This is a genomic window from Nostoc sp. CmiVER01, assembly GCF_034531135.2.
GTDB lineage: Bacteria > Cyanobacteriota > Cyanobacteriia > Cyanobacteriales > Nostocaceae > Nostoc.
This window is the reverse complement of record NZ_JAVRBU020000011.1, coordinates 283,780-300,753: the sequence shown is the minus strand read 5'-3', so window position 1 is coordinate 300,753 and position 16,974 is coordinate 283,780. Positions and strand designations below refer to the sequence as shown.

The 16,974-nt window shown below is 39.0% G+C and carries 25 protein-coding genes; 15 read left to right on the top strand and 10 right to left on the bottom strand.

Annotation, left to right across the window (positions count from 1 at the left end; genetic code table 11):
• Window positions 1-89 precede the first annotated feature (89 nt).
• The 7 genes from nifX to RMZ43_RS20940 all read left to right on the top strand — a co-directional run bounded on the left by nifX (window position 90) and on the right by RMZ43_RS20940 (window position 3,475).
• Window positions 90-503, top strand: a complete 414-nt coding sequence (nifX, locus tag RMZ43_RS20970) for a nitrogen fixation protein NifX (RefSeq protein ID WP_109012236.1) — start codon at window positions 90-92, stop codon at window positions 501-503.
• Window positions 500-976 (top strand): NifX-associated nitrogen fixation protein, encoded by a 477-nt coding sequence (locus tag RMZ43_RS20965; protein ID WP_322650919.1) that lies wholly within the window; start codon window positions 500-502, stop codon window positions 974-976. Before nifX ends, RMZ43_RS20965 begins: the two co-directional genes overlap by 4 nt.
• Before the next feature lie 84 nt (window positions 977-1,060).
• Complete coding sequence (locus RMZ43_RS20960) at window positions 1,061-1,261, top strand: CCE_0567 family metalloprotein (RefSeq protein WP_100900533.1); 201 nt, start codon at window positions 1,061-1,063, stop codon at window positions 1,259-1,261.
• A 90-nt stretch (window positions 1,262-1,351) separates the two neighbouring features.
• Window positions 1,352-1,669: a nitrogenase-stabilizing/protective protein NifW gene (nifW, locus tag RMZ43_RS20955; RefSeq protein ID WP_322655406.1), complete on the top strand. Its 318-nt coding sequence runs from the start codon at window positions 1,352-1,354 to the stop codon at window positions 1,667-1,669.
• A 10-nt stretch (window positions 1,670-1,679) separates the two neighbouring features.
• Entirely contained in the window at window positions 1,680-2,489 is an 810-nt protein-coding gene (locus RMZ43_RS20950) for a HesA/MoeB/ThiF family protein (protein WP_152588234.1), read from the top strand.
• A 98-nt stretch (window positions 2,490-2,587) separates the two neighbouring features.
• A complete protein-coding gene (locus RMZ43_RS20945) occupies window positions 2,588-2,959 on the top strand; it encodes a HesB/IscA family protein (protein WP_322655407.1) in 372 nt (123 codons plus the stop codon).
• Between the two features lie 216 nt (window positions 2,960-3,175).
• Window positions 3,176-3,475 carry a 2Fe-2S iron-sulfur cluster-binding protein gene (locus tag RMZ43_RS20940; RefSeq protein ID WP_322650917.1) on the top strand — a complete coding sequence of 100 codons (300 nt, stop codon included), beginning with the start codon at window positions 3,176-3,178 and terminating at the stop codon, window positions 3,473-3,475.
• Window positions 3,476-3,759: 284 nt separating this feature from the next.
• On the opposite strand, the gene RMZ43_RS20935 is transcribed toward RMZ43_RS20940, so the two are convergent.
• Window positions 3,760-3,969 carry a TOBE domain-containing protein gene (locus RMZ43_RS20935; RefSeq protein ID WP_322650916.1) on the bottom strand — a complete coding sequence of 70 codons (210 nt, stop codon included), beginning with the start codon at window positions 3,967-3,969 and terminating at the stop codon, window positions 3,760-3,762.
• 647 nt (window positions 3,970-4,616) lie between these two features.
• On the opposite strand from RMZ43_RS20935, the gene RMZ43_RS20930 reads away from it, so the two are divergent.
• The 3 genes from RMZ43_RS20930 to RMZ43_RS20920 are packed head-to-tail and all read left to right on the top strand — an operon-like array spanning window position 4,617 to window position 6,747.
• Entirely contained in the window at window positions 4,617-5,105 is a 489-nt protein-coding gene (locus tag RMZ43_RS20930) for an ankyrin repeat domain-containing protein (RefSeq protein WP_322650915.1), read from the top strand.
• On the top strand, window positions 5,068-6,354 hold the full coding sequence (locus RMZ43_RS20925) for a SagB/ThcOx family dehydrogenase (protein WP_322650914.1): 1,287 nt from the start codon (window positions 5,068-5,070) through the stop codon (window positions 6,352-6,354). Before RMZ43_RS20930 ends, RMZ43_RS20925 begins: the two co-directional genes overlap by 38 nt.
• A gap of 18 nt (window positions 6,355-6,372) precedes the next feature.
• The gene (locus RMZ43_RS20920) at window positions 6,373-6,747 is read left to right on the top strand and encodes a hypothetical protein (protein ID WP_322650913.1); all 375 of its coding nucleotides are present in this window, start codon (window positions 6,373-6,375) and stop codon (window positions 6,745-6,747) included.
• Between the two features lie 45 nt (window positions 6,748-6,792).
• Here RMZ43_RS20920 and RMZ43_RS20915 read toward each other — a convergent pair whose 3' ends face one another.
• The 4 genes from RMZ43_RS20915 to RMZ43_RS20900 form a co-directional block, all read right to left on the bottom strand.
• Window positions 6,793-7,272: a hydrogenase maturation protease gene (locus RMZ43_RS20915; protein WP_322650912.1), complete on the bottom strand. Its 480-nt coding sequence runs from the start codon at window positions 7,270-7,272 to the stop codon at window positions 6,793-6,795.
• Window positions 7,273-7,298: 26 nt separating this feature from the next.
• Window positions 7,299-7,658 carry a DUF5615 family PIN-like protein gene (locus RMZ43_RS20910; protein ID WP_322650911.1) on the bottom strand — a complete coding sequence of 120 codons (360 nt, stop codon included), beginning with the start codon at window positions 7,656-7,658 and terminating at the stop codon, window positions 7,299-7,301.
• Window positions 7,659-7,660: 2 nt separating this feature from the next.
• Entirely contained in the window at window positions 7,661-7,885 is a 225-nt protein-coding gene (locus tag RMZ43_RS20905; RefSeq protein ID WP_322650910.1) for a DUF433 domain-containing protein, read from the bottom strand.
• 242 nt (window positions 7,886-8,127) lie between these two features.
• Window positions 8,128-8,550: a hypothetical protein gene (locus tag RMZ43_RS20900; protein ID WP_114083647.1), complete on the bottom strand. Its 423-nt coding sequence runs from the start codon at window positions 8,548-8,550 to the stop codon at window positions 8,128-8,130.
• A 318-nt stretch (window positions 8,551-8,868) separates the two neighbouring features.
• Between RMZ43_RS20900 and RMZ43_RS20895 the strand changes: the two genes are divergently transcribed.
• On the top strand, window positions 8,869-9,825 hold the full coding sequence (locus RMZ43_RS20895; RefSeq protein ID WP_322655408.1) for a hypothetical protein: 957 nt from the start codon (window positions 8,869-8,871) through the stop codon (window positions 9,823-9,825).
• A 214-nt stretch (window positions 9,826-10,039) separates the two neighbouring features.
• Window positions 10,040-10,198, top strand: a complete 159-nt coding sequence (locus tag RMZ43_RS20890; protein ID WP_322655409.1) for a hypothetical protein — start codon at window positions 10,040-10,042, stop codon at window positions 10,196-10,198.
• A 347-nt stretch (window positions 10,199-10,545) separates the two neighbouring features.
• Here RMZ43_RS20890 and RMZ43_RS20885 read toward each other — a convergent pair whose 3' ends face one another.
• Window positions 10,546-10,815: a type II toxin-antitoxin system Phd/YefM family antitoxin gene (locus RMZ43_RS20885; protein ID WP_322655410.1), complete on the bottom strand. Its 270-nt coding sequence runs from the start codon at window positions 10,813-10,815 to the stop codon at window positions 10,546-10,548.
• 127 nt (window positions 10,816-10,942) lie between these two features.
• On the opposite strand from RMZ43_RS20885, the gene RMZ43_RS20880 reads away from it, so the two are divergent.
• The 3 genes from RMZ43_RS20880 to RMZ43_RS20870 all read left to right on the top strand — a co-directional run bounded on the left by RMZ43_RS20880 (window position 10,943) and on the right by RMZ43_RS20870 (window position 12,194).
• Window positions 10,943-11,134 (top strand): type II toxin-antitoxin system HicB family antitoxin, encoded by a 192-nt coding sequence (locus tag RMZ43_RS20880; RefSeq protein ID WP_322655411.1) that lies wholly within the window; start codon window positions 10,943-10,945, stop codon window positions 11,132-11,134.
• 21 nt (window positions 11,135-11,155) lie between these two features.
• Entirely contained in the window at window positions 11,156-11,257 is a 102-nt protein-coding gene (locus RMZ43_RS20875) for a type II toxin-antitoxin system HicA family toxin (protein WP_322655412.1), read from the top strand.
• A 277-nt stretch (window positions 11,258-11,534) separates the two neighbouring features.
• On the top strand, window positions 11,535-12,194 hold the full coding sequence (locus RMZ43_RS20870; protein ID WP_322655413.1) for a hypothetical protein: 660 nt from the start codon (window positions 11,535-11,537) through the stop codon (window positions 12,192-12,194).
• Between the two features lie 154 nt (window positions 12,195-12,348).
• On the opposite strand, the gene RMZ43_RS20865 is transcribed toward RMZ43_RS20870, so the two are convergent.
• From RMZ43_RS20865 to RMZ43_RS20850, 4 genes are all read right to left on the bottom strand, one after another.
• Window positions 12,349-13,944, bottom strand: a complete 1,596-nt coding sequence (locus RMZ43_RS20865) for a nickel-dependent hydrogenase large subunit (RefSeq protein WP_322655414.1) — start codon at window positions 13,942-13,944, stop codon at window positions 12,349-12,351.
• Window positions 13,945-14,129: 185 nt separating this feature from the next.
• Window positions 14,130-15,092, bottom strand: coding sequence for a hydrogenase small subunit (locus RMZ43_RS20860; RefSeq protein WP_322650902.1), 963 nt, complete (start codon window positions 15,090-15,092; stop codon window positions 14,130-14,132).
• A gap of 416 nt (window positions 15,093-15,508) precedes the next feature.
• Window positions 15,509-15,682 carry a hypothetical protein gene (locus RMZ43_RS20855; RefSeq protein WP_322655415.1) on the bottom strand — a complete coding sequence of 58 codons (174 nt, stop codon included), beginning with the start codon at window positions 15,680-15,682 and terminating at the stop codon, window positions 15,509-15,511.
• A 93-nt stretch (window positions 15,683-15,775) separates the two neighbouring features.
• Window positions 15,776-16,567 carry an Rpn family recombination-promoting nuclease/putative transposase gene (locus RMZ43_RS20850; protein WP_322655416.1) on the bottom strand — a complete coding sequence of 264 codons (792 nt, stop codon included), beginning with the start codon at window positions 16,565-16,567 and terminating at the stop codon, window positions 15,776-15,778.
• Window positions 16,568-16,974 lie beyond the last annotated feature (407 nt).

Here is a 16,974-nt window from a genome sequence, read left to right as displayed (position 1 = left end):
ATTTAGTTCTTATTCCTGAATTCTGAATCCTGACTCCTGAATTCCTTCTTCCCAATTCAAAATTCAAAACTTTAGAGAGGAGAATTACAATGAAAATAGCCTTCACGACGAGTGACCGAGTTCATATTAATGCTCACTTCGGATGGGCAAAAATGATTGATGTTTACGAAATTACCGATGAAGGATACCACTTCGTAGAAACCCTCACCTTTGAAGGCGAACTCAAAGAAGATGGGAATGAAGATAAAATCACCCCAAAACTTGAGGCAATAGGCGACTGTACGATTATTTACGTAACAGCAATTGGTGGTAGTGCCGCCGCTCGGTTAATCAAGAAAGGTGTCACCCCAGTGAAGGCGCGATCGGAAGAAGAAGAAATTAGTGAAGTTCTAAATAAGTTAGTCAAAACCCTCAAAGGTAATCCTCCACCTTGGTTGCGTAAAGCTTTACAGCCAAAAACCACAAACTTTGCTGATGAAATTGAAGACGAAGCAACAGTATGACCGCAAATAATAGTGTTAACGGAACCGCTACAACAGAAGTCTTGAACTCACCTTTTCTTAAGGTATTAATCAAACAAATCCGTGGTCAAGATAGCTATGGAGTTTATCGTACTTGGTCGGATGAGTTGATTCTCAAACCTTTTATTGTTACCAAACAAAAGAAACGGGAAATCTCCGTTGAGGGCGAAGTTGATGCGGTAACTCAAGCCCGGATTATGGCATTTTTTCGAGCTGTAGCGGCTGGAATTGAACAAGAAACAGGTTTGATATCCCAGGTTGTAGTTGATTTGAGCCATGAAGGATTTGGCTGGGCGCTAGTTTTTTCTGGTCGTCTTTTGCTAACTGTGAAAACCCTGCGAGATGCTCATCGCTTTGGCTTTGACTCGCTAGAGAAATTAGCAGAAGAGGGAGAAAACTACGTCAAAAAAGGTCTTGATTTGGCGAAGCGCTTTCCTGAAGTTGGCAAAGTTTAAGTAGTCATTAGTCATTGGTCATTGGTCATTGGTAAAAGATAAATGACTAATGACAAAAGACAAAGGACAAAGGACAAATGACAAATGACAATTGAGGAACTACAAGGACAAATCAGACGGCTTAACAGCAAAGCAGGTCAAATGAAAATGGATCTGCATGATTTAGCTGAAGGTCTGCCAACAGATTACAACCAACTTATGGATGTTGCCGCCGCAACTTATGAAATCTATCGCCAGTTAGATGAACTTAAGCAACATCTAAAACAATTGGAAAATGCTAAATGACCTAAGAGGAAAAAGATACAAGCCCTAAAATCATGGGGATTGTTAATTTTGACTTTTGACTTTTGACTTTTGAATTCGGAGCGAAGCGACGTGACTGGAACTATTGATGAATTCAAGAATCTCGTAGATGCAGAAGAATTTTTTCAATTCTTTAATATGTCCTACGATTTAGAAGTTGTGAATGTAAATCGTCTACATATTCTGAAAAAGTTTTCTCAATATATGCACGAAATTGATGAGAATTCTCCTGATTTGAGTCAAGAAGAGAAACTAAATCAATATTCTTTGGCTTTGCAAAAAGCCTATCAAGTATTTATCGAATCGACAGCTTACGAACAAAAGCTGTTCAAAGTGTTTAACGACAAGCCGAAAAATGTAGTCACACTGACAGAAATCACTTCTGATTAGGAGGTATAAATTGGTTAACCTAACGCCTACCGAATTAGAACGCTATCGTCGCCAAATGATGCTTCCGAATTTTGGCGAAACAGCACAGAAACGCCTGAAGTCAGCGACAGTTTTGGTTACAGGTGTGGGGGGATTAGGCGGTACGGCGGCGCTTTACTTAGCAGTAGCGGGCGTTGGGCGGCTAATCCTAGTCCGGGGTGGTGACTTACGGCTAGATGATATGAATCGTCAGGTTCTCATGACTGATGATTGGGTAGGTAAGCCAAGGGTATTCAAAGCTAAAGAAACTCTGGATGCGATTAATCCTGATGTCCAAGTGGAAGCTGTTCATGATTACATCACCCCGGAAAATGTAGATTCGTTAGTGCAATCTGCTGATATGGCTCTTGATTGTGCCCACAATTTTACAGAGCGCAATTTGTTAAATGAAGCCTGTGTGCGATCGCGTAAGCCAATGGTGGAAGCCGCAATGAATGGGATGGAGGCTTACCTAACGACGATTATTCCTGGTGTGACTCCTTGCTTGTCTTGTCTGTTTCCAGAAAAGCCTGAGTGGGATCAGCGCGGCTTTTCAGTTCTAGGCGCTGTTTCTGGAACCCTAGCTTGTTTAACAGCACTGGAAGCTATCAAGCTGATCACCGGGTTTAGTCAGCCTCTATTGTCGCAATTGCTGACAATCGACCTAAATCGGATGGAATTTGCTAAACGCCGTTCTCACCGCGATCGCTCTTGTCCAGTATGCGGTAATAGTGCGCCTTGGAGACACGCGCAATCCAATTCGATGGAACCTACAGCCACAGGTATTGCACAAAATACTTAATTTTGTCATTGGTCATTATTGAATAACAAAAGACAACTGACAAATGACAACCTACACCTGAAATCAGAACAACTAATCGCTATAAATCAGGAGACTTAATGGCCGTTATTTTATCAGAAAAAGCAGAATTCCATCTGCGGGCATTCCTCAAAGGTTCCGCACCCGATGCTAATGGCGCAACTAAAGGTGTCCGCATCTCGGTAAAAGATGGTGGTTGCAGTGGCTATGAATATGCGATCGATATCACCAGCAAGCCTCAACCAGATGATTTGGTAAGTCAGCAAGGCAAAGTGCTGGTTTACGTTGATGCCAAAAGTGCGCCGTTATTAGACGGAGTTATCGTTGACTTCGTTGAGGGAGTGATGGAAAGCGGTTTTAAATTCATCAACCCCAATGCAACTGATACCTGCGGTTGTGGAAAGTCCTTCAAAACAGGCGACTGTACGCCTACTGGTGTACCTTGCAGCTAACATCATTCCGTTAGCACCCAAATCCCAAATAGACATCTTCCGCAGAGTTTCAATGCCTTGAGGTAGCTTCTAGTTCGCGTTGCATTTCTTACCCCTTATAGAGAAGCTGACTAAACTTAGCATCTCTTTAAGAAGAAAAGAAGCAAAAAGTAGGATAGGTTGCTCAAAAACTTCGGAAATTAAACCAACTGTATAACGTTTGAGGAGAATCTGAAAATGGCTACCTACCAAGTTAGACTAATCAACAAAAAAGAAGACATCGACGCCACAATTGAAGTTGACGAAGAGACTACCATCTTGGAAGCAGCAGAAGAACATGGTATTGAATTGCCTTTTTCATGTCATGCAGGATCTTGCTCTAGCTGTGTAGGCAAGGTTGTTGAAGGTGAAGTTAATCAAGATGATCAAAACTTTTTAGATGACGATCAAGTTTCTAAAGGATACGCTTTACTTTGTGTAACTTATCCTCGTTCTAATTGCACAATTAAGACTCATCAAGAAGCGTATCTCGTCTAAAGCATTACTTTGGTTGCTACCTTTAGTGACTAAACAAAAGATGAAGGATGAAGGATGATAATATACTTCCTTCTTCCCTTCACAATCCCTAATTTATAATTCAAATGTTTTCTCCATTAAAAAGATACAAAACAAGCACTGATTACAACTACTAATTACGAATTACATTGACCTCACTCCTTTTCCAATTAATTCCAGGAGTGAGGTCACTAAATTTATAGAGATGAACACAATTTGGTATTACAGACAAAGCCGCTTTCAAGAAAAAGCAACTTGCTCATTTTTTAATCAACAGCAACTATCACATCTGATGATTTAATCACGGCATAAGCCTCCTTGCCTTCTGTAAGTCCCAGCTTTTCCGCCGATGATTTTGTGATTATTGACACTAACTCTACTCCTGGTGCCACTTCTAAAGTTATCTCAGTATTAACTGTTCCAGGTACAACTTTTTTTACAGTACCTTTGAGAGAATTACGAGCGCTAATTTCCATGTTCCTTCTGTTTTTACTTATTTATACTTAAACAAGCTAGCAAATTTGGCTTGAAAAAAGAAAATGTTTTAAATTTCTTAATAACTCTCACATCTATAAAGTAAATTTCAGGATCATAAGTCAGTTTTATTAAATATAAGATTCAATGTAAATATAGCATCAAATTTGAGCTAGACAATGTGCTTAAGACCATTATTAAAGCTAGTAAAACTTACGCAAAAATTTACTATTTACGCAAAACTTCTATCTTATCTTAGTCTATATAATGAAATTACATTATAAAAAATACTGCATTTTAATTGTTTTTAAATATTTTTCCTAGATATATCTAGGGATCTTTATAAATGATTCATGATTTAAACTTATCAGAGTGATAATATATAACTAAGCTAAATTGTTGCTAGTTAACTTAGTACTCAAGCAAATCAAAATCAAATTGCTGGATGAGGGCGGAGAGTAGGAGGTGGGGAAATGTTTTTTCGTCTTATCAAACTTCTAAATACCTAGCAAAGTTGCTTTGGCAAACAACAATACTTTAGCTACTCGTATAAGATTTTAAAGTAATGGTGGGTAATGCCCACCATTAAGTTTTCCAAGCATAAAATTGCTTAGAGAATACTTAATTGTATGATGTTGAAAAAATAATTATGAGTCAATTAAACAGACAAGATTTGAGTGAAGTCACAACCAAATGGCTAATAGCAAAAGGCTATAACCCTAGCGATTTAAATCAGCCGGGTGAAAATGGTGATACAGCTTTGATGAAAGCTACAAGAGAAGGGGTGTATGCAGTCGTCAAAGAGTTAGTTGATACAGGTGTGGATATCAATGCTCGAAATAGCGATCGCAACAATGCTTTGTGGTTTGCTTGTTTTGGTAATCACTACGATTTAATTAATTTACTGTTGGCTGCAAACATTAACATTGACAATCAAAATGATAACGGTGCAACCGTTTTAATGTATGCAGCATCAGCCGGAAAGACAGAAGTTGTCAAATTACTTTTACAACATAATCCTAATTTATATTTAAAAAACTTAGACGATTATAAAGCGATAGATTTTGCTAGTAACGTAGAAGTTTTAAGGATACTTAAAAATGCCACAAAATCAAATATCGGGCAAAACTTATCATGACGCTACCAAGCATTCTTACTTATCGGTACAACTTGATCCAAATTATGTAGATGGTTCAACACAGCCATCTTCATTTAAAGTTTATCCCAAGTTTTATCGGAGAGTGAAATTAAATCTCAATAATCCTGTTCATGGTTTTATCTCATTAACCAGTGCGATAACACTAGAAAAAGTATATAAAGATGGCCCTTATAAACTGCGGGTGAATCCATCAGCAGGCGCTCTGTATCCTACGGAAGTTTACGTACAGGTTCGTGGGATTGAGGGAATAGTCAATGGTATATACCATCTAGAAGTTGAGAATAATTGTCTAACTCTCATCTATGAATTAATTAATGATGGATTGGAGAATTATATTATACCGGGTAAATGTATCAACGGATTCATCTTTTTAATTAGTTGTGTTTATTATAGGTCTAGCTGGAAATATCAAAATAGAAGCATAAGATATTGCTTCTTAGATAGCGGACACCATTTAGGTGCGATCGCAGCTTCAGCTTTTCTCCACAACCGAGATATACAACTAATTTTCGATTTTGATAAACTTACTCTCAATTCCGATTTGGGATTCGAGAATAAGGAGTTTATCACGGCTTGTGCGGTGTCAGGAGAAATACAAGACAAGGAAATTAGACGTTTAAGGCTGAAAGTTCCTTTTGTCTGTGGTACTGATTATTTTGAATCTAATCAATTTATTGAAGATGCCTATCAAGCAACTGCTCTACAAAATAGTCGTCAGCAGAAATTAGAGTATCCTCAATTTAACTTCGACAAGGATAAATTTTCTCAAACAGTTTGGAATAGACGTTCTATTAGACGTTTCCGGAAAGAGTCTATTTCTCAAGAAGATTATTTATATGTAGTACAACAACTTCAGCAGTCAATACCGACAGAAAATTATGAAGAAATAGAAATTTACTTAGTGGTGCATCGAGTAGAGGGAATGACACCTGGATTATATAAAGGTACGTATCTGGTTAAAGCGGGTAACTTTAGTGAAAAGACAGGTTACTTATGTATTAATCAAGCTATTGCTAAAGATAGCGCTGTAACTTTATTTTTTGTGTCAGATTATTTAAACTATCAAACTGCTATGCAAATAGCTGGTTTTCTCGGACAGAGGCTTTATTTAATTAGTAATTATTTGGGAATTCAGTGTAGTGGGATTGGTGCTTATTATGATGACGAAACCCAAGAATTATTAGAAACAAATAAAGATGTACTTTATGGAATGGTGATTGGAATATAAACAGGAAGCTAAAGAGATATGCCTAGAAAGATGTATTACTTAAATGGTGATGACTCGCATCCTATGCAACCGACATCTGCGGACATTATACTACGGCAGCAACTAGAGTATTCTATTAGTAGATACTTTTATGACGCTTGCGATCGCACGATTCAAAATCTTCTGTCTACTTGTCGGTGGTATGTCACAACCCATGCCAATGCTCTAACATTAGTTATTGAATGTCCCGATCAAGTTACTAATTGGCGTATTTTGCAAAAAATCGTGCCAATGGGGACATTATTATATGGAATTGTTAGCAGTGCTAAAATCCGTGTTTGTCCGCCAGAGAGTCAAGGCGTACCTTTTGAAATGAGGGTAGATGAATTGTCTGTTTATCGGGATTGGGCATAAGAGAAGAGAGACGCGATGAATCGCGTTTGTACAAAAGTTAGGAGTTTAAAATTTCTGCTCATTATTTTGGCTGATGAGTGCAGCTACCTCTTCAAAAACTAAATCAGCAGAATGTTTGATAGCAGGACTTAACTCCAGTCCAAAACCAAGATTTGCCGCCTCAATTAAATAAACTGTTACCTCTTGGGGAAAGTCATTTTCAAAGATTTTCCGTCCGGCGACTAAAGCATTATCCCAACGAAAATCGTGCAAGTTATAACTAGGTTCGGGCATTGCTTCCAGTTCTTTTCCTGGAACTTTAAACACAGCACCAGGTTCAGAACCTGTTGAACTTGCATCAATAATTATTAATTCTTTACTACCTCTAGCTTGAAACATTACTTCCATGCCTGCGGTGCCACAGTCATATACTCGCACATGAAGATGAGGATTTTCAGCTAGATATTTTTGTAAGCGTTGGGCAATGATTACGCCTACTGCGTCATCACTGCGATTTAGATTGCCACAACCGATAATAGTTAGCATGGGATGAGATTTAATTGTTTAAGCTTTTACAAAGATACTTTTCTAAACCTGTGTCCATCTGCTTGTACAACTACAAATGCGCCTATCAATTCAACTTCCGAGTAAGTTTCTATAACTCGTACCAGTTCGTTATGAACTTTATTCACAGTTGTAGGTAGGATTCGGAGATAAATTACTCCAGATCCCATTGCTCTAACAAAAACAAGATTTCCGTAGTCTCTATCTCGCGTGATGAGAATACGGTTCTGTTCCTGTGCTGTTCTAAGTATTTCTTCATCACTTGCTTGCGAAAGATCAATCTGAGCAACAAGAACTACATCATGTCCGGTATCAACTAGAAATCTTGCTGTTACCGCATACACATCTTGATCTAGTAATAATCTCATGCTCAAATAGATACTAGGCGTATGTCTTCAGCTGCCACTAGCGCGATCGCATATCCTAAGCAGGCACGAATATCTTCAATTTGTAAGTCTGGATAGTAGTCTCGGATAATTTCTTCAAATGAAAGTCCTTCATTGAGCAGTTCAAGAATGCTTTGTACAGTGATGCGTGTGCCTGCGATGCAAGGTTTACCGAAATGAATTTGAGAGTTAACTATAATTTTGTCCATTTAACTATAAACTAATAATATGTTTCCTCAATTATAAAATAATAAGCTGCACTGTATCTATAAATGCAGTGAAACCTACTTTAAACCTTAAGGTCATAGTAAAAGGTATAAGATTAAGAACAAGTCACCATCAAGCTTCTGGTGATTGTGATTACTTTGAGTTTTTACCATAATCTGCAAAATATGAGGCTTTGACTGATGGGACAGACAAAGCCTCTGAAAAATAATTTATCAGCAGGAAGCTATAAATCTACACCATGTTTCTTGGCAACTTCAGTTAGTTTCTCATACTGATGTTGTGATGCTTGAGTTAATATCTCTTCAGCCTGTTCTTTAGTACTTCCTTCTTTAGGAATTAAATACTTGACATAAAGAGATACAAAATCAGCAGCGATCGCTAAACCGGATAAAGCATGTTTGTCAGCTTCTTTACCAGCGATCGCAGCTACCAATCCGGCTTTAATTGGGTCTGGTTTAACTTTCATGAACTGCTCGACAAGTTTAGGAACGTAGTCTTCTGGTGGCAAATTATCTAACTTACTTCTATCGGGAGTAAAGTTACATTCTGCGGCTTGAGCCTGCTCTAAAACACACCATTCTATGTATTCTTGCAATGCTGCATCGGGAACCCGAGGAAGATAATTATGTAGCGCTAAATCAGACACAAGCTTACCGTGTAAATTGCTGTTTTATGCAAATGCATTAACGCCAGCCTAACGCATCGTTTCTAGAAGTTTTGGTGTGTTACGCTACGACTGTTGAATAAATAGTTAGATTATTAGATATCTAAAGCAAAAATCATCCTAAAGTAGAGCGATGATGCTCTTCATATTGAAATAATTGTCGATTAACGAGAAAACGACAATTACAAGGATATATTTTAAAGAATATTTACAGATGTATTCAAGTTGTATTTCTCATGAGAATCTTAAGAATATTATCACCCGTTTTGATTAATTAGTTTAAGGAAGGCAAAGTTAGCTATGGGAAAAGATTATATTTTATTTCTGCATGGCGTAAATGTACGGGAATCGAAAGAAAACGAAAGGAACCAGAATTACACCTATGCCAATAAGTTGTTTAACTTGATTGTTGAGGTAGTCCGGCAGAAAGATCGTAATCGTGAATGCATCAAAGTACCTCTTTACTGGGGTGATGTCAACGAAAGCGCCTTGAATGAACTACTAACAAACCTGAAAGGCTCGTCTAAGTGGAACCAACTCTGGTTTCAGGATTTTCGCCAGAAGCAAATATTGCAATTTGTCGGGGATGGAGGACTGTACATCAGTCGCCTAATTGGATCAATGGCGGCTGAACAACTCAAAAACCAAACATTTAAAGGCTTAGAAAAGTATAAACAGGACGATCGCCTACATTTGGTGACTCATAGTTGGGGGACAATCATACTGTTTGATATTCTGTTTGCCAGCCGTTGGGATAATCAGGAAATTCCTGGCTATCAGAGTGTAAAGGATATTCGAGATAAGCTTTATGGCGTTGGAGACAACCCTACAACAGGTATCCGACTAGCTAGCATTCAGACTATGGGTTCTCCCATCGCCTTGTTTAGCTTAATTACTATCAATGGTAGAAACGCTAATGATGAAAGTACTCATGACATCAGCCCTGGTTTAAGTAATTTGTTGAAGAACCTTACCCAAGGAGATCGAGAGTTGTCTTGGATCAATTTTATACATCCTGGCGATCCAATTGCTTGGCCGCTAGAAAATCTTATCACTAAGTTAATTCCCGATTCTGGTTCTTACGTTAACGTAGAAGACGTTCTCACTAATGACTTTGGTTTATTGAATTTATTTGCTCAAACTCCTCCCATCCGACAAACGTTTTTGGCTTTGGCAAATGGCGGCAGCGCTCACGGAAGTTATTGGCAAAATAAAGATGTAGCACAGCGAATAGCAGCAAATATTCTAACGGTCTAATACTATTGTGTTTTAACCAAGTTTAATATTTCATTTTTACGTTTTTCTCTCTGCGCTTTCGGCATCTTTCCGACTATCAGTTAAAAAAATATCCTATCGTAGGGGCGCAAGAGATTGCGCCCCTAAAAAGTAGAGAACTCACAGATCCAGCAAGCTGTAAATGATATGACAACTTGTTCTGCGATCGCTCTAAGAGATCCTGATATTAAGTTCTATGTCGGCTATGTCCTTGACTTTCCTCGAACACATTCTCAAGGCAAACCTGGATGAGTTGCAAGAAAATTTACGTGAAGTGATTAAGATGCTTGTAGAGGATGAGAATCTGGTGTTCGAGACAGAGTTTGTCGGTACACAACAGATTGTGGTTTACTAGACTTAGACTATAAGTAATGTTTCTGTTCGTGCGGCATAACACAGCGTTGCAGCCGACTGCTATCTAGATTGTCTAGATCAGTCCGTTGTTTGGGGATGAACGCAATAAGCAGCAGCGATCGCTGAAATAGCAAATGTAGTCGCCGAAATAGCAAATGCGCTCGCCGAAATAGCAAATGCGCTCGCCGAAATAGCAAATGCGTACGCCGAAACAACAAATGTGTACGCCGAAATAGCAAATGTGTACGCCGAAATAGCAAATGCGATCTCCGAAATAGCGAATACGTAGGCGTAGCCAGCCGTAGGCATTAAGATTTGGCTGCCCAAAGTAGGGAAATGTCGTACTTATTAAACATCGAATCGGCACTCACAAGCGTCATTTCTTCTATCTGAGCCTGTGCAATCAATATCTGGTAAAGGGGCATTGAAATCATCTGGCACTACAAAACGCCCTTTATCTTGCCCTAAACTATTGAGTCGATTTGATGAGGTGCGAAACGGAACTAACTTGGCGATCGGAATAGCTCGGTTGGAAATAATGATTTCTTCTCCAAGTTCTACGCGCGACAACAGCTTTGAAAGATTCGTTTTAGCTTGATGAATATTCACAGTTTCCATAAGATTAAACTAAGTTTAGTCTGGTTGTCATAGTGAAACAAGGGCGATGTCTACGACGGGCTACGCCTACGCTCAGTTAGATGAGCGATCCAGTAAACTGTAAGTGAGCGTTGTCCATGATTATGATATGAAAACTTTTACTGCGCTCGTTGAAAGAGATCCTGATACTAAGTTCTATGTTGGCTATGTCCCTGGCTTTCCTGGAGCGCATTCTCAAGGTGAAACCTTGGATGAATTGCAGGAAAATTTGCGTGAAGTTATTGAGATGCTTCTAGAGAACGAGAATCTAGTATTCGAGACAGAGTTTGTAGGTATATAACAGATTGTGGTTCAGTAGACCATGAGTAATATTCCTATTCTGAAACCCCAAGAAGTTGTACGAATATTGGAGAGCCTTGGGTTTGTGGAGGTACGTCAGAAAGGCTCACACAAACAGTTTTGACACAAAGATGGACGAGGAACGACAGTCCCATTTCACAAAGGGCGTGACATCTTACCAAGATTGCTACGGCAGATTGCAAGTGTATTGGTTTGACGATTGAAGAAATGCTGGAGTGGCGATGAAGTCTAACAACCATGTCGCATTAGACCGACTGAAGCCCCTGGTGGATTGCAAAATTTATTAGTCACCGCTAAACACAATCGTTATTCTGTAAGTAGTTTTGGGTACTATCGCCATTAGTAGAACTTAAGATAATAACAAAAGGGGAAAGAAAATATTGATTGATGTACTTTTACCTATATTTAGTAAGCCTATTGAACGGGAATACGAAGGGTGGTTGGTTAGAGGGATTGAAAAATACTTTCAAGAGCTAGGAATATTTGCTGTTGTATGGGCTGTTTCCCCTATTATTGAAAGTACTTGGCCAGCAGACGAGCATTTCTTCACATCAGGCAAAATAATTGGTTTGCAGATGAAAAAAGCTAGTCTATGTATCAGACAAAACCGTAATCCTGACTTCACCGATCTTCATTGGAATTTGTGTGACCCTAAAGGGCAATTTGAATTAATCCAAAAAACGAATGAAATTTATTATTGTCTTCCAACATTTATCAACCGTAAATGGAGAGATAAAGCATTAGAACACTGTATTTTTTGGAGACCTACAACAGCTATAAACTATAATACTTGGTACGACAATCCAAGAGCTAAAGACAATCCATATAACAAAATTTCAGTTCATCCCAACGCTTTAAGATGGGGGTATTTTTACGAAAAAGTTATGGCTTGTGATATTGGAGTAAGGTTAAGTATGGATTTTACTCCACACCACTATTTAAGCAATTTACAAAGAAGCATAACACAGGAATTAAGGTTGATTGAACAAATGGAAGAAAATATTACTAGAGGATTGTACTTAATCTATCTAAATATTTGAATATTAAAAACTTGTTGCTGTCTAACTTAGCTATTAGATTACAATTTTTCAATTGGGATGCGCGTTATGAATTTGTCTGTGGGGGAGTCATTTAATAATTTAGGCATATACTAAGTTGTGGTGCGTTAAATTACTAATAACGCACCTCAAATAATTAAGCAGTCCGAAAACGCGCCAACTCTTCACCAGTCTTAGCATCATGGGCGTGGACTGTACACACCAAACATGAATCAAACGATCGCGCCACATGACCAACTTCCACAGGGTCGCTAGAATCATAAATTGGTGTCCCAATTAAAGCTTCTTCAATGGGGCCGCGGATACCTTCACCGTCACGAGGGCCGATATTCCAAGTACCAGGGGCAATAACTTGGTAATTTTTAATCTTACCGCCCTCCACTTCTACCCAGTGAGACAAAGAACCGCGTGCTGCTTCTGTTGCACCCCAACCGCGTCCATCTTTTTCTGTGGGTTTGATATACCAAGAATCGTTTAATTTGAATTCGCGCAAGCAGTGTTCGGCTTGCCGATATAGCTTGACAATTTCGTGAAGTCGTGCAAGTTGACGCACATGAATACTAGCACCACCCATCTCTTTGAATACATCTAGAATAAAGCCGTCATAGTGTTGCCACGATTCGCCATGTTTACCACCAGCTACTAATTGACGCGCTAAGGGGCCAGTTTCCAAACGTCCGAAGTCTTTGTGAAGGACTGCACTCGACCAAGAATAGGCGTTATCGAAGTCTTTGGTATTAATTGCAGTGGGTTTTGTGGTGCGATCGCTAGGGTGAATATCCTCTGTCCCCTCATCGTACCAGGAGTGAGTTGTATTCTCGCGGGTAAATGACTGATCCATTAAGGTGTGAGTGTCCGCGAAGCTGTCGTACACTCCACTTTTCATAATCATCGCCGCATTTCGCCCTTCAATAGTCGGCTTTTGATATTTATCTTCATGGGCTAAATATCCCCAAGTTACATATTTACCAACACCAGCACCATATCTATCTAGACCGATATCTAAACCCATGCGCCAATAAAAACCTAAGTCAGAATCTCGATGATTTCGGTCTTCATCCAACCAATCTCTAAAGTCATCATAAGTTTGAATTTGTTCATAGCGTTCTAAAGAACAACCCAACCATACTGGTTCTAACCAATTGGTGCGGAAGTATTCAAGAATCGCCCAAGCGCGAGTAATGTCTGTTAAAGTGGGGGCGCACATCACGCCACCAGGAACCATATAACTAGAATGTGGCCATTGTCCGCCCAACAGTGCATAAATTTCTACTGGTTTAGCGGAAATTGTTATGCCTAGTTCGTAAGATTTGCCTGTAAAAGCAGCAAAACGTTTAACAGCTTCCTCATAATAGCGACTATTGCGGTATTTTCTATTTGTTAAATCAATAGCAAACAGTCCATAAAAATAGCGGGGAATACTTTGAATTGTCTCGACAATTTGACCGAGATTTCTCGCCAAAATTGCATTGCGGGGAACTTCTGTTTCCCAAGCTGTATCTAATGCCCAAGATGCAGAAGTTAGGTGAGAACCGCCACAAATACCGCAAATGCGAGGTGTGACAATTAATCCGGCTTGCGGATCTTTACCGCGTAGGATAACTTCAAATCCGCGAAATAGTTCCGCATGTGTCCAGGCGTTGACTACTCTTCCATGTTCAATATCGACTCGAACATCTAAATCGCCTTCAACTCTACCAACGGGCGAAATGTCTAATGATTGAATTGTCATTTGTCATTTGTCCTTTGTCATTTGTCATTTGTCATTGGTCATTTGTCCTTGGTCATTGGTAATTAATCACTCGTCTCCCTGCAAAATGGTCGAAATACTGGATTTCTCGTTGAGGGGTAGAGGAGAGTATGAAAGGTTATAGTCATTGGTCAAATCACAAAGGACAAATGACTAATGACCAATGACTAAACTGTAAAAAAGTCTTCTTCTGCCCAAGGTGGTGCTGCATCTTTTGCAACCATTGTGAGTATGGCGTAATCTTTTTTCTTTACCCCTGGCGGTAATTCTTTGGGAACTCCCATTACTGTTTGGGTTTTGAATACAGTTCCAGGTTTAAGGTCAAAGAAGGGAAATTCTGGTTCTGTGCAACCTAAACAAGGCATTCCAGCGCGAGTTTTAGATGAAACCCGATTCCATAAGATGCGGTTGCAGGAAGAATGAGTCATGGGCCCGCGACAACCCAAGTCATAAAATAAGCATCCTTTACGTTGCCCAAATTCGGCGGTTGATGCCTTGTAGGCAAAGTGGACGTTGCGGGTACAACCTGTTTGGGTGTAGGTGTTAAAGAAGGTTTGAGGACGATTTAGTTCGTCGAAAGCAATGTCTGCTATGCGTCCAGTAGCGATCGCAACTAATATCTGCGTAATCCAGTCGGGATGGGCGGGACATCCAGGTATATTAATTACAGGTAATCCAGCCTGTGACACAAAGTCTTTACCTAAAAAACCGCCTTCTTGACGTTTGAGAAATTGTAAACCTTCCGATTCGCTAGGGTTGGGTGACATGGCAGGAATTCCTCCCCATGTGGCACAGTCTCCCACGGCGACAATAAATTTAGCGACTTTGGCGAGGTCTGCTAACCAATCTTTCATGGCGCGATCGGCAAACCGATTCCATTCGCCAGTACCGTTGGGGGCGTTAACAACACTGCCTTCAAATACTAGGATATCTAAAGGAATTGTGCCAGAAATACAATTTCGTAGCAGTGTTTGCAAATCGTTGCCTAGTTCCAATCCCAAGGAAGGATGCCAAAGTATATTGATACCAAAATCGGCAATTAAATCGCAGACTGTCGGTTCTTCAGCGTTAAGAAATGACATGGTGTTGCCTGAACAAGCACCACCTTGTAGCCATAGTACGTTAGTCATCGGCTAGGTGTTTTTGTATTGTTTACCATGCATGAGGTAGGTGATAATGCTTGTAAAGTCTCACCTGCTTATCAATATTTATTTTTCAATCTTAAGATATTTTTTGGTTTAATTCACTTTCATTAAAAAAGAATTAATCATTAACAATAGCTAACAGTTTTACAAGATTATTTTCAATTATTCTGTTTGTTATACTCGTAACAGATTTAACAAATAAAAAATAGTAAAAACAAAGTTATTATTTTTTACTTAATGGCGTTAAATAACCTAGTATAGTGAATTCATTCCCGCTAGCTGTTAATTCGTGCGAAAGATGAGTATTTTCAGCAGTCAGATTTTAATGTTATAATTGATTCAAAGTCAGCAAAATATTGGGGTGAAAAGTCTTGCACCCCGTCAGCTATATATCAGTTTTTTTAAGATTTTGGTTGTGCGGCTTGCCTAACAAGTTGTTCGTCCAAGCCTAAGCCTTGAGCTATCTGCTCAATACTCAACCCAAACGCTAACAAGTGTGGTATCGCTTCTAACTTACCTTCTTCAAAAACATCTTGGAAAAACCTAGTTTGCCTCAAGTCATTTAATTCAAACATTTTTCCGATCTCCTCCTGGCTAAATCGTGGCAACTTTTAGACTAATATCGTCTCTATTAAACGTACTGTTAAGCCTTCGCGCACCCTATTATTTTAAGATTTTGATTGTGCAGCTTGCTTAACAAGTTGTTCATCCAAACCTAACGCTTGAGCTATCTGCTCAATACTTAAACCTAACGCTAATAAATGGGGTATCGTTTCTAACTTACCTTCTTGTTTACCTTCTTGTTTACCTTCTGCAAAAACATCTTGGTAAAATCTAGTTTGCTTTAACTCATTTAATCCAAACATTTTTCCGATCTCCTCTTGGCTCAATCGCGGCAACTTGTAGATTAATATCGTCTCTATTAATTGTATAATTTCCCTAATAGTAGCGACATCTGAAATTTGCTCTCTAGCACTGTTGACTATTTCGATAGCTCTTGTTGTCGCAGTTGATTCAGGTTCAATGATGAGTTTAACTGTCTCTATGCCGATTGATGATGCCTCAATTGAGCTTAATTCATCAAGATATACGCGAGTTACGCGTTGTGAGTTGAGTAATTCTATATATCTTTCGGTATTTCCAGTATCAACGCTGCGGTTGGGGAAGATGACAACACCACGCCAATTGTTGGTTAATTCGGTTTTGTCAAGATAGTTAAAGATTTCAGTAAATAAACGTGAGTAGAACTTTTTGTCTGGTTGAAATTGCACTTCGGCAAAATAGATGGGTAGTTCTGCTGCATTTGGCAGGAAGACGCCATCGATTCTAAACGCTAGTTGTTTGACTTCGACTGAAGAAAATTGGTAAGCACTAGCTAGTTGGGGCGGTTGGTTAATCAGTTCAAAAAAAGTGCTGGGGATACTTTGGAAGATGCGATAGAAGATACTGTCTGTTTTCAAGGTAGCTTGTTTTACAGTTGATAAAGATATTTTACACTTTGACGATCCCGTGGAGACTTTTTGGAGTGTACAAAAATAGGTTGAAAAGATACTAGATATATATATGTCAACAATTCAGTAAAAAATATTTGCATTGTGTCAGATGATGATACAAAAAGTATTTTAAAAATATTAGGTGTTTAAAGCTGACATTAATATTAGCAATTTCCCAGTAGAATTTTAGAAATAGGGTGTTTTATAGTAAAAAAATTGATTGGGCATGGGATTAACTTTTTCCCTAGTCCCTAATTCTAGTTTCAAACAAAAAAGGGGAATTCCGCCTAAAGGACTCGAAGCCTGCGTAAATCAGTATTGCCCATGAGCAGATGCAAATGTGTGTCTGGATCATTTATGGGTGTTGGACTCAA

Excerpts from the sequence above, each read along its gene's own strand:
- nifX (WP_109012236.1), top strand. The coding sequence starts at position 90 with ATGAAAATAGCCTTCACGACGAGTGACCGAGTTCATATTAATGCTCAC.
- RMZ43_RS20965 (WP_322650919.1), top strand. The coding sequence starts at position 500 with ATGACCGCAAATAATAGTGTTAACGGAACCGCTACAACAGAAGTCTTG.
- RMZ43_RS20960 (WP_100900533.1), top strand. The coding sequence starts at position 1,061 with ATGACAATTGAGGAACTACAAGGACAAATCAGACGGCTTAACAGCAAA.
- RMZ43_RS20945 (WP_322655407.1), top strand. The coding sequence starts at position 2,588 with ATGGCCGTTATTTTATCAGAAAAAGCAGAATTCCATCTGCGGGCATTC.
- RMZ43_RS20940 (WP_322650917.1), top strand. The coding sequence starts at position 3,176 with ATGGCTACCTACCAAGTTAGACTAATCAACAAAAAAGAAGACATCGAC.
- RMZ43_RS20935 (WP_322650916.1), bottom strand. The coding sequence starts at position 3,969 with ATGGAAATTAGCGCTCGTAATTCTCTCAAAGGTACTGTAAAAAAAGTT.
- RMZ43_RS20930 (WP_322650915.1), top strand. The coding sequence starts at position 4,617 with ATGAGTCAATTAAACAGACAAGATTTGAGTGAAGTCACAACCAAATGG.
- RMZ43_RS20925 (WP_322650914.1), top strand. The coding sequence starts at position 5,068 with ATGCCACAAAATCAAATATCGGGCAAAACTTATCATGACGCTACCAAG.
- RMZ43_RS20920 (WP_322650913.1), top strand. The coding sequence starts at position 6,373 with ATGCCTAGAAAGATGTATTACTTAAATGGTGATGACTCGCATCCTATG.
- RMZ43_RS20915 (WP_322650912.1), bottom strand. The coding sequence starts at position 7,272 with ATGCTAACTATTATCGGTTGTGGCAATCTAAATCGCAGTGATGACGCA.
- RMZ43_RS20910 (WP_322650911.1), bottom strand. The coding sequence starts at position 7,658 with ATGAGATTATTACTAGATCAAGATGTGTATGCGGTAACAGCAAGATTT.
- RMZ43_RS20905 (WP_322650910.1), bottom strand. The coding sequence starts at position 7,885 with ATGGACAAAATTATAGTTAACTCTCAAATTCATTTCGGTAAACCTTGC.
- RMZ43_RS20895 (WP_322655408.1), top strand. The coding sequence starts at position 8,869 with ATGGGAAAAGATTATATTTTATTTCTGCATGGCGTAAATGTACGGGAA.
- RMZ43_RS20890 (WP_322655409.1), top strand. The coding sequence starts at position 10,040 with ATGTCGGCTATGTCCTTGACTTTCCTCGAACACATTCTCAAGGCAAAC.
- RMZ43_RS20885 (WP_322655410.1), bottom strand. The coding sequence starts at position 10,815 with ATGGAAACTGTGAATATTCATCAAGCTAAAACGAATCTTTCAAAGCTG.
- RMZ43_RS20880 (WP_322655411.1), top strand. The coding sequence starts at position 10,943 with ATGAAAACTTTTACTGCGCTCGTTGAAAGAGATCCTGATACTAAGTTC.
- RMZ43_RS20875 (WP_322655412.1), top strand. The coding sequence starts at position 11,156 with ATGAGTAATATTCCTATTCTGAAACCCCAAGAAGTTGTACGAATATTG.
- RMZ43_RS20865 (WP_322655414.1), bottom strand. The coding sequence starts at position 13,944 with ATGACAATTCAATCATTAGACATTTCGCCCGTTGGTAGAGTTGAAGGC.
- RMZ43_RS20860 (WP_322650902.1), bottom strand. The coding sequence starts at position 15,092 with ATGACTAACGTACTATGGCTACAAGGTGGTGCTTGTTCAGGCAACACC.
- RMZ43_RS20855 (WP_322655415.1), bottom strand. The coding sequence starts at position 15,682 with ATGTTTGAATTAAATGACTTGAGGCAAACTAGGTTTTTCCAAGATGTT.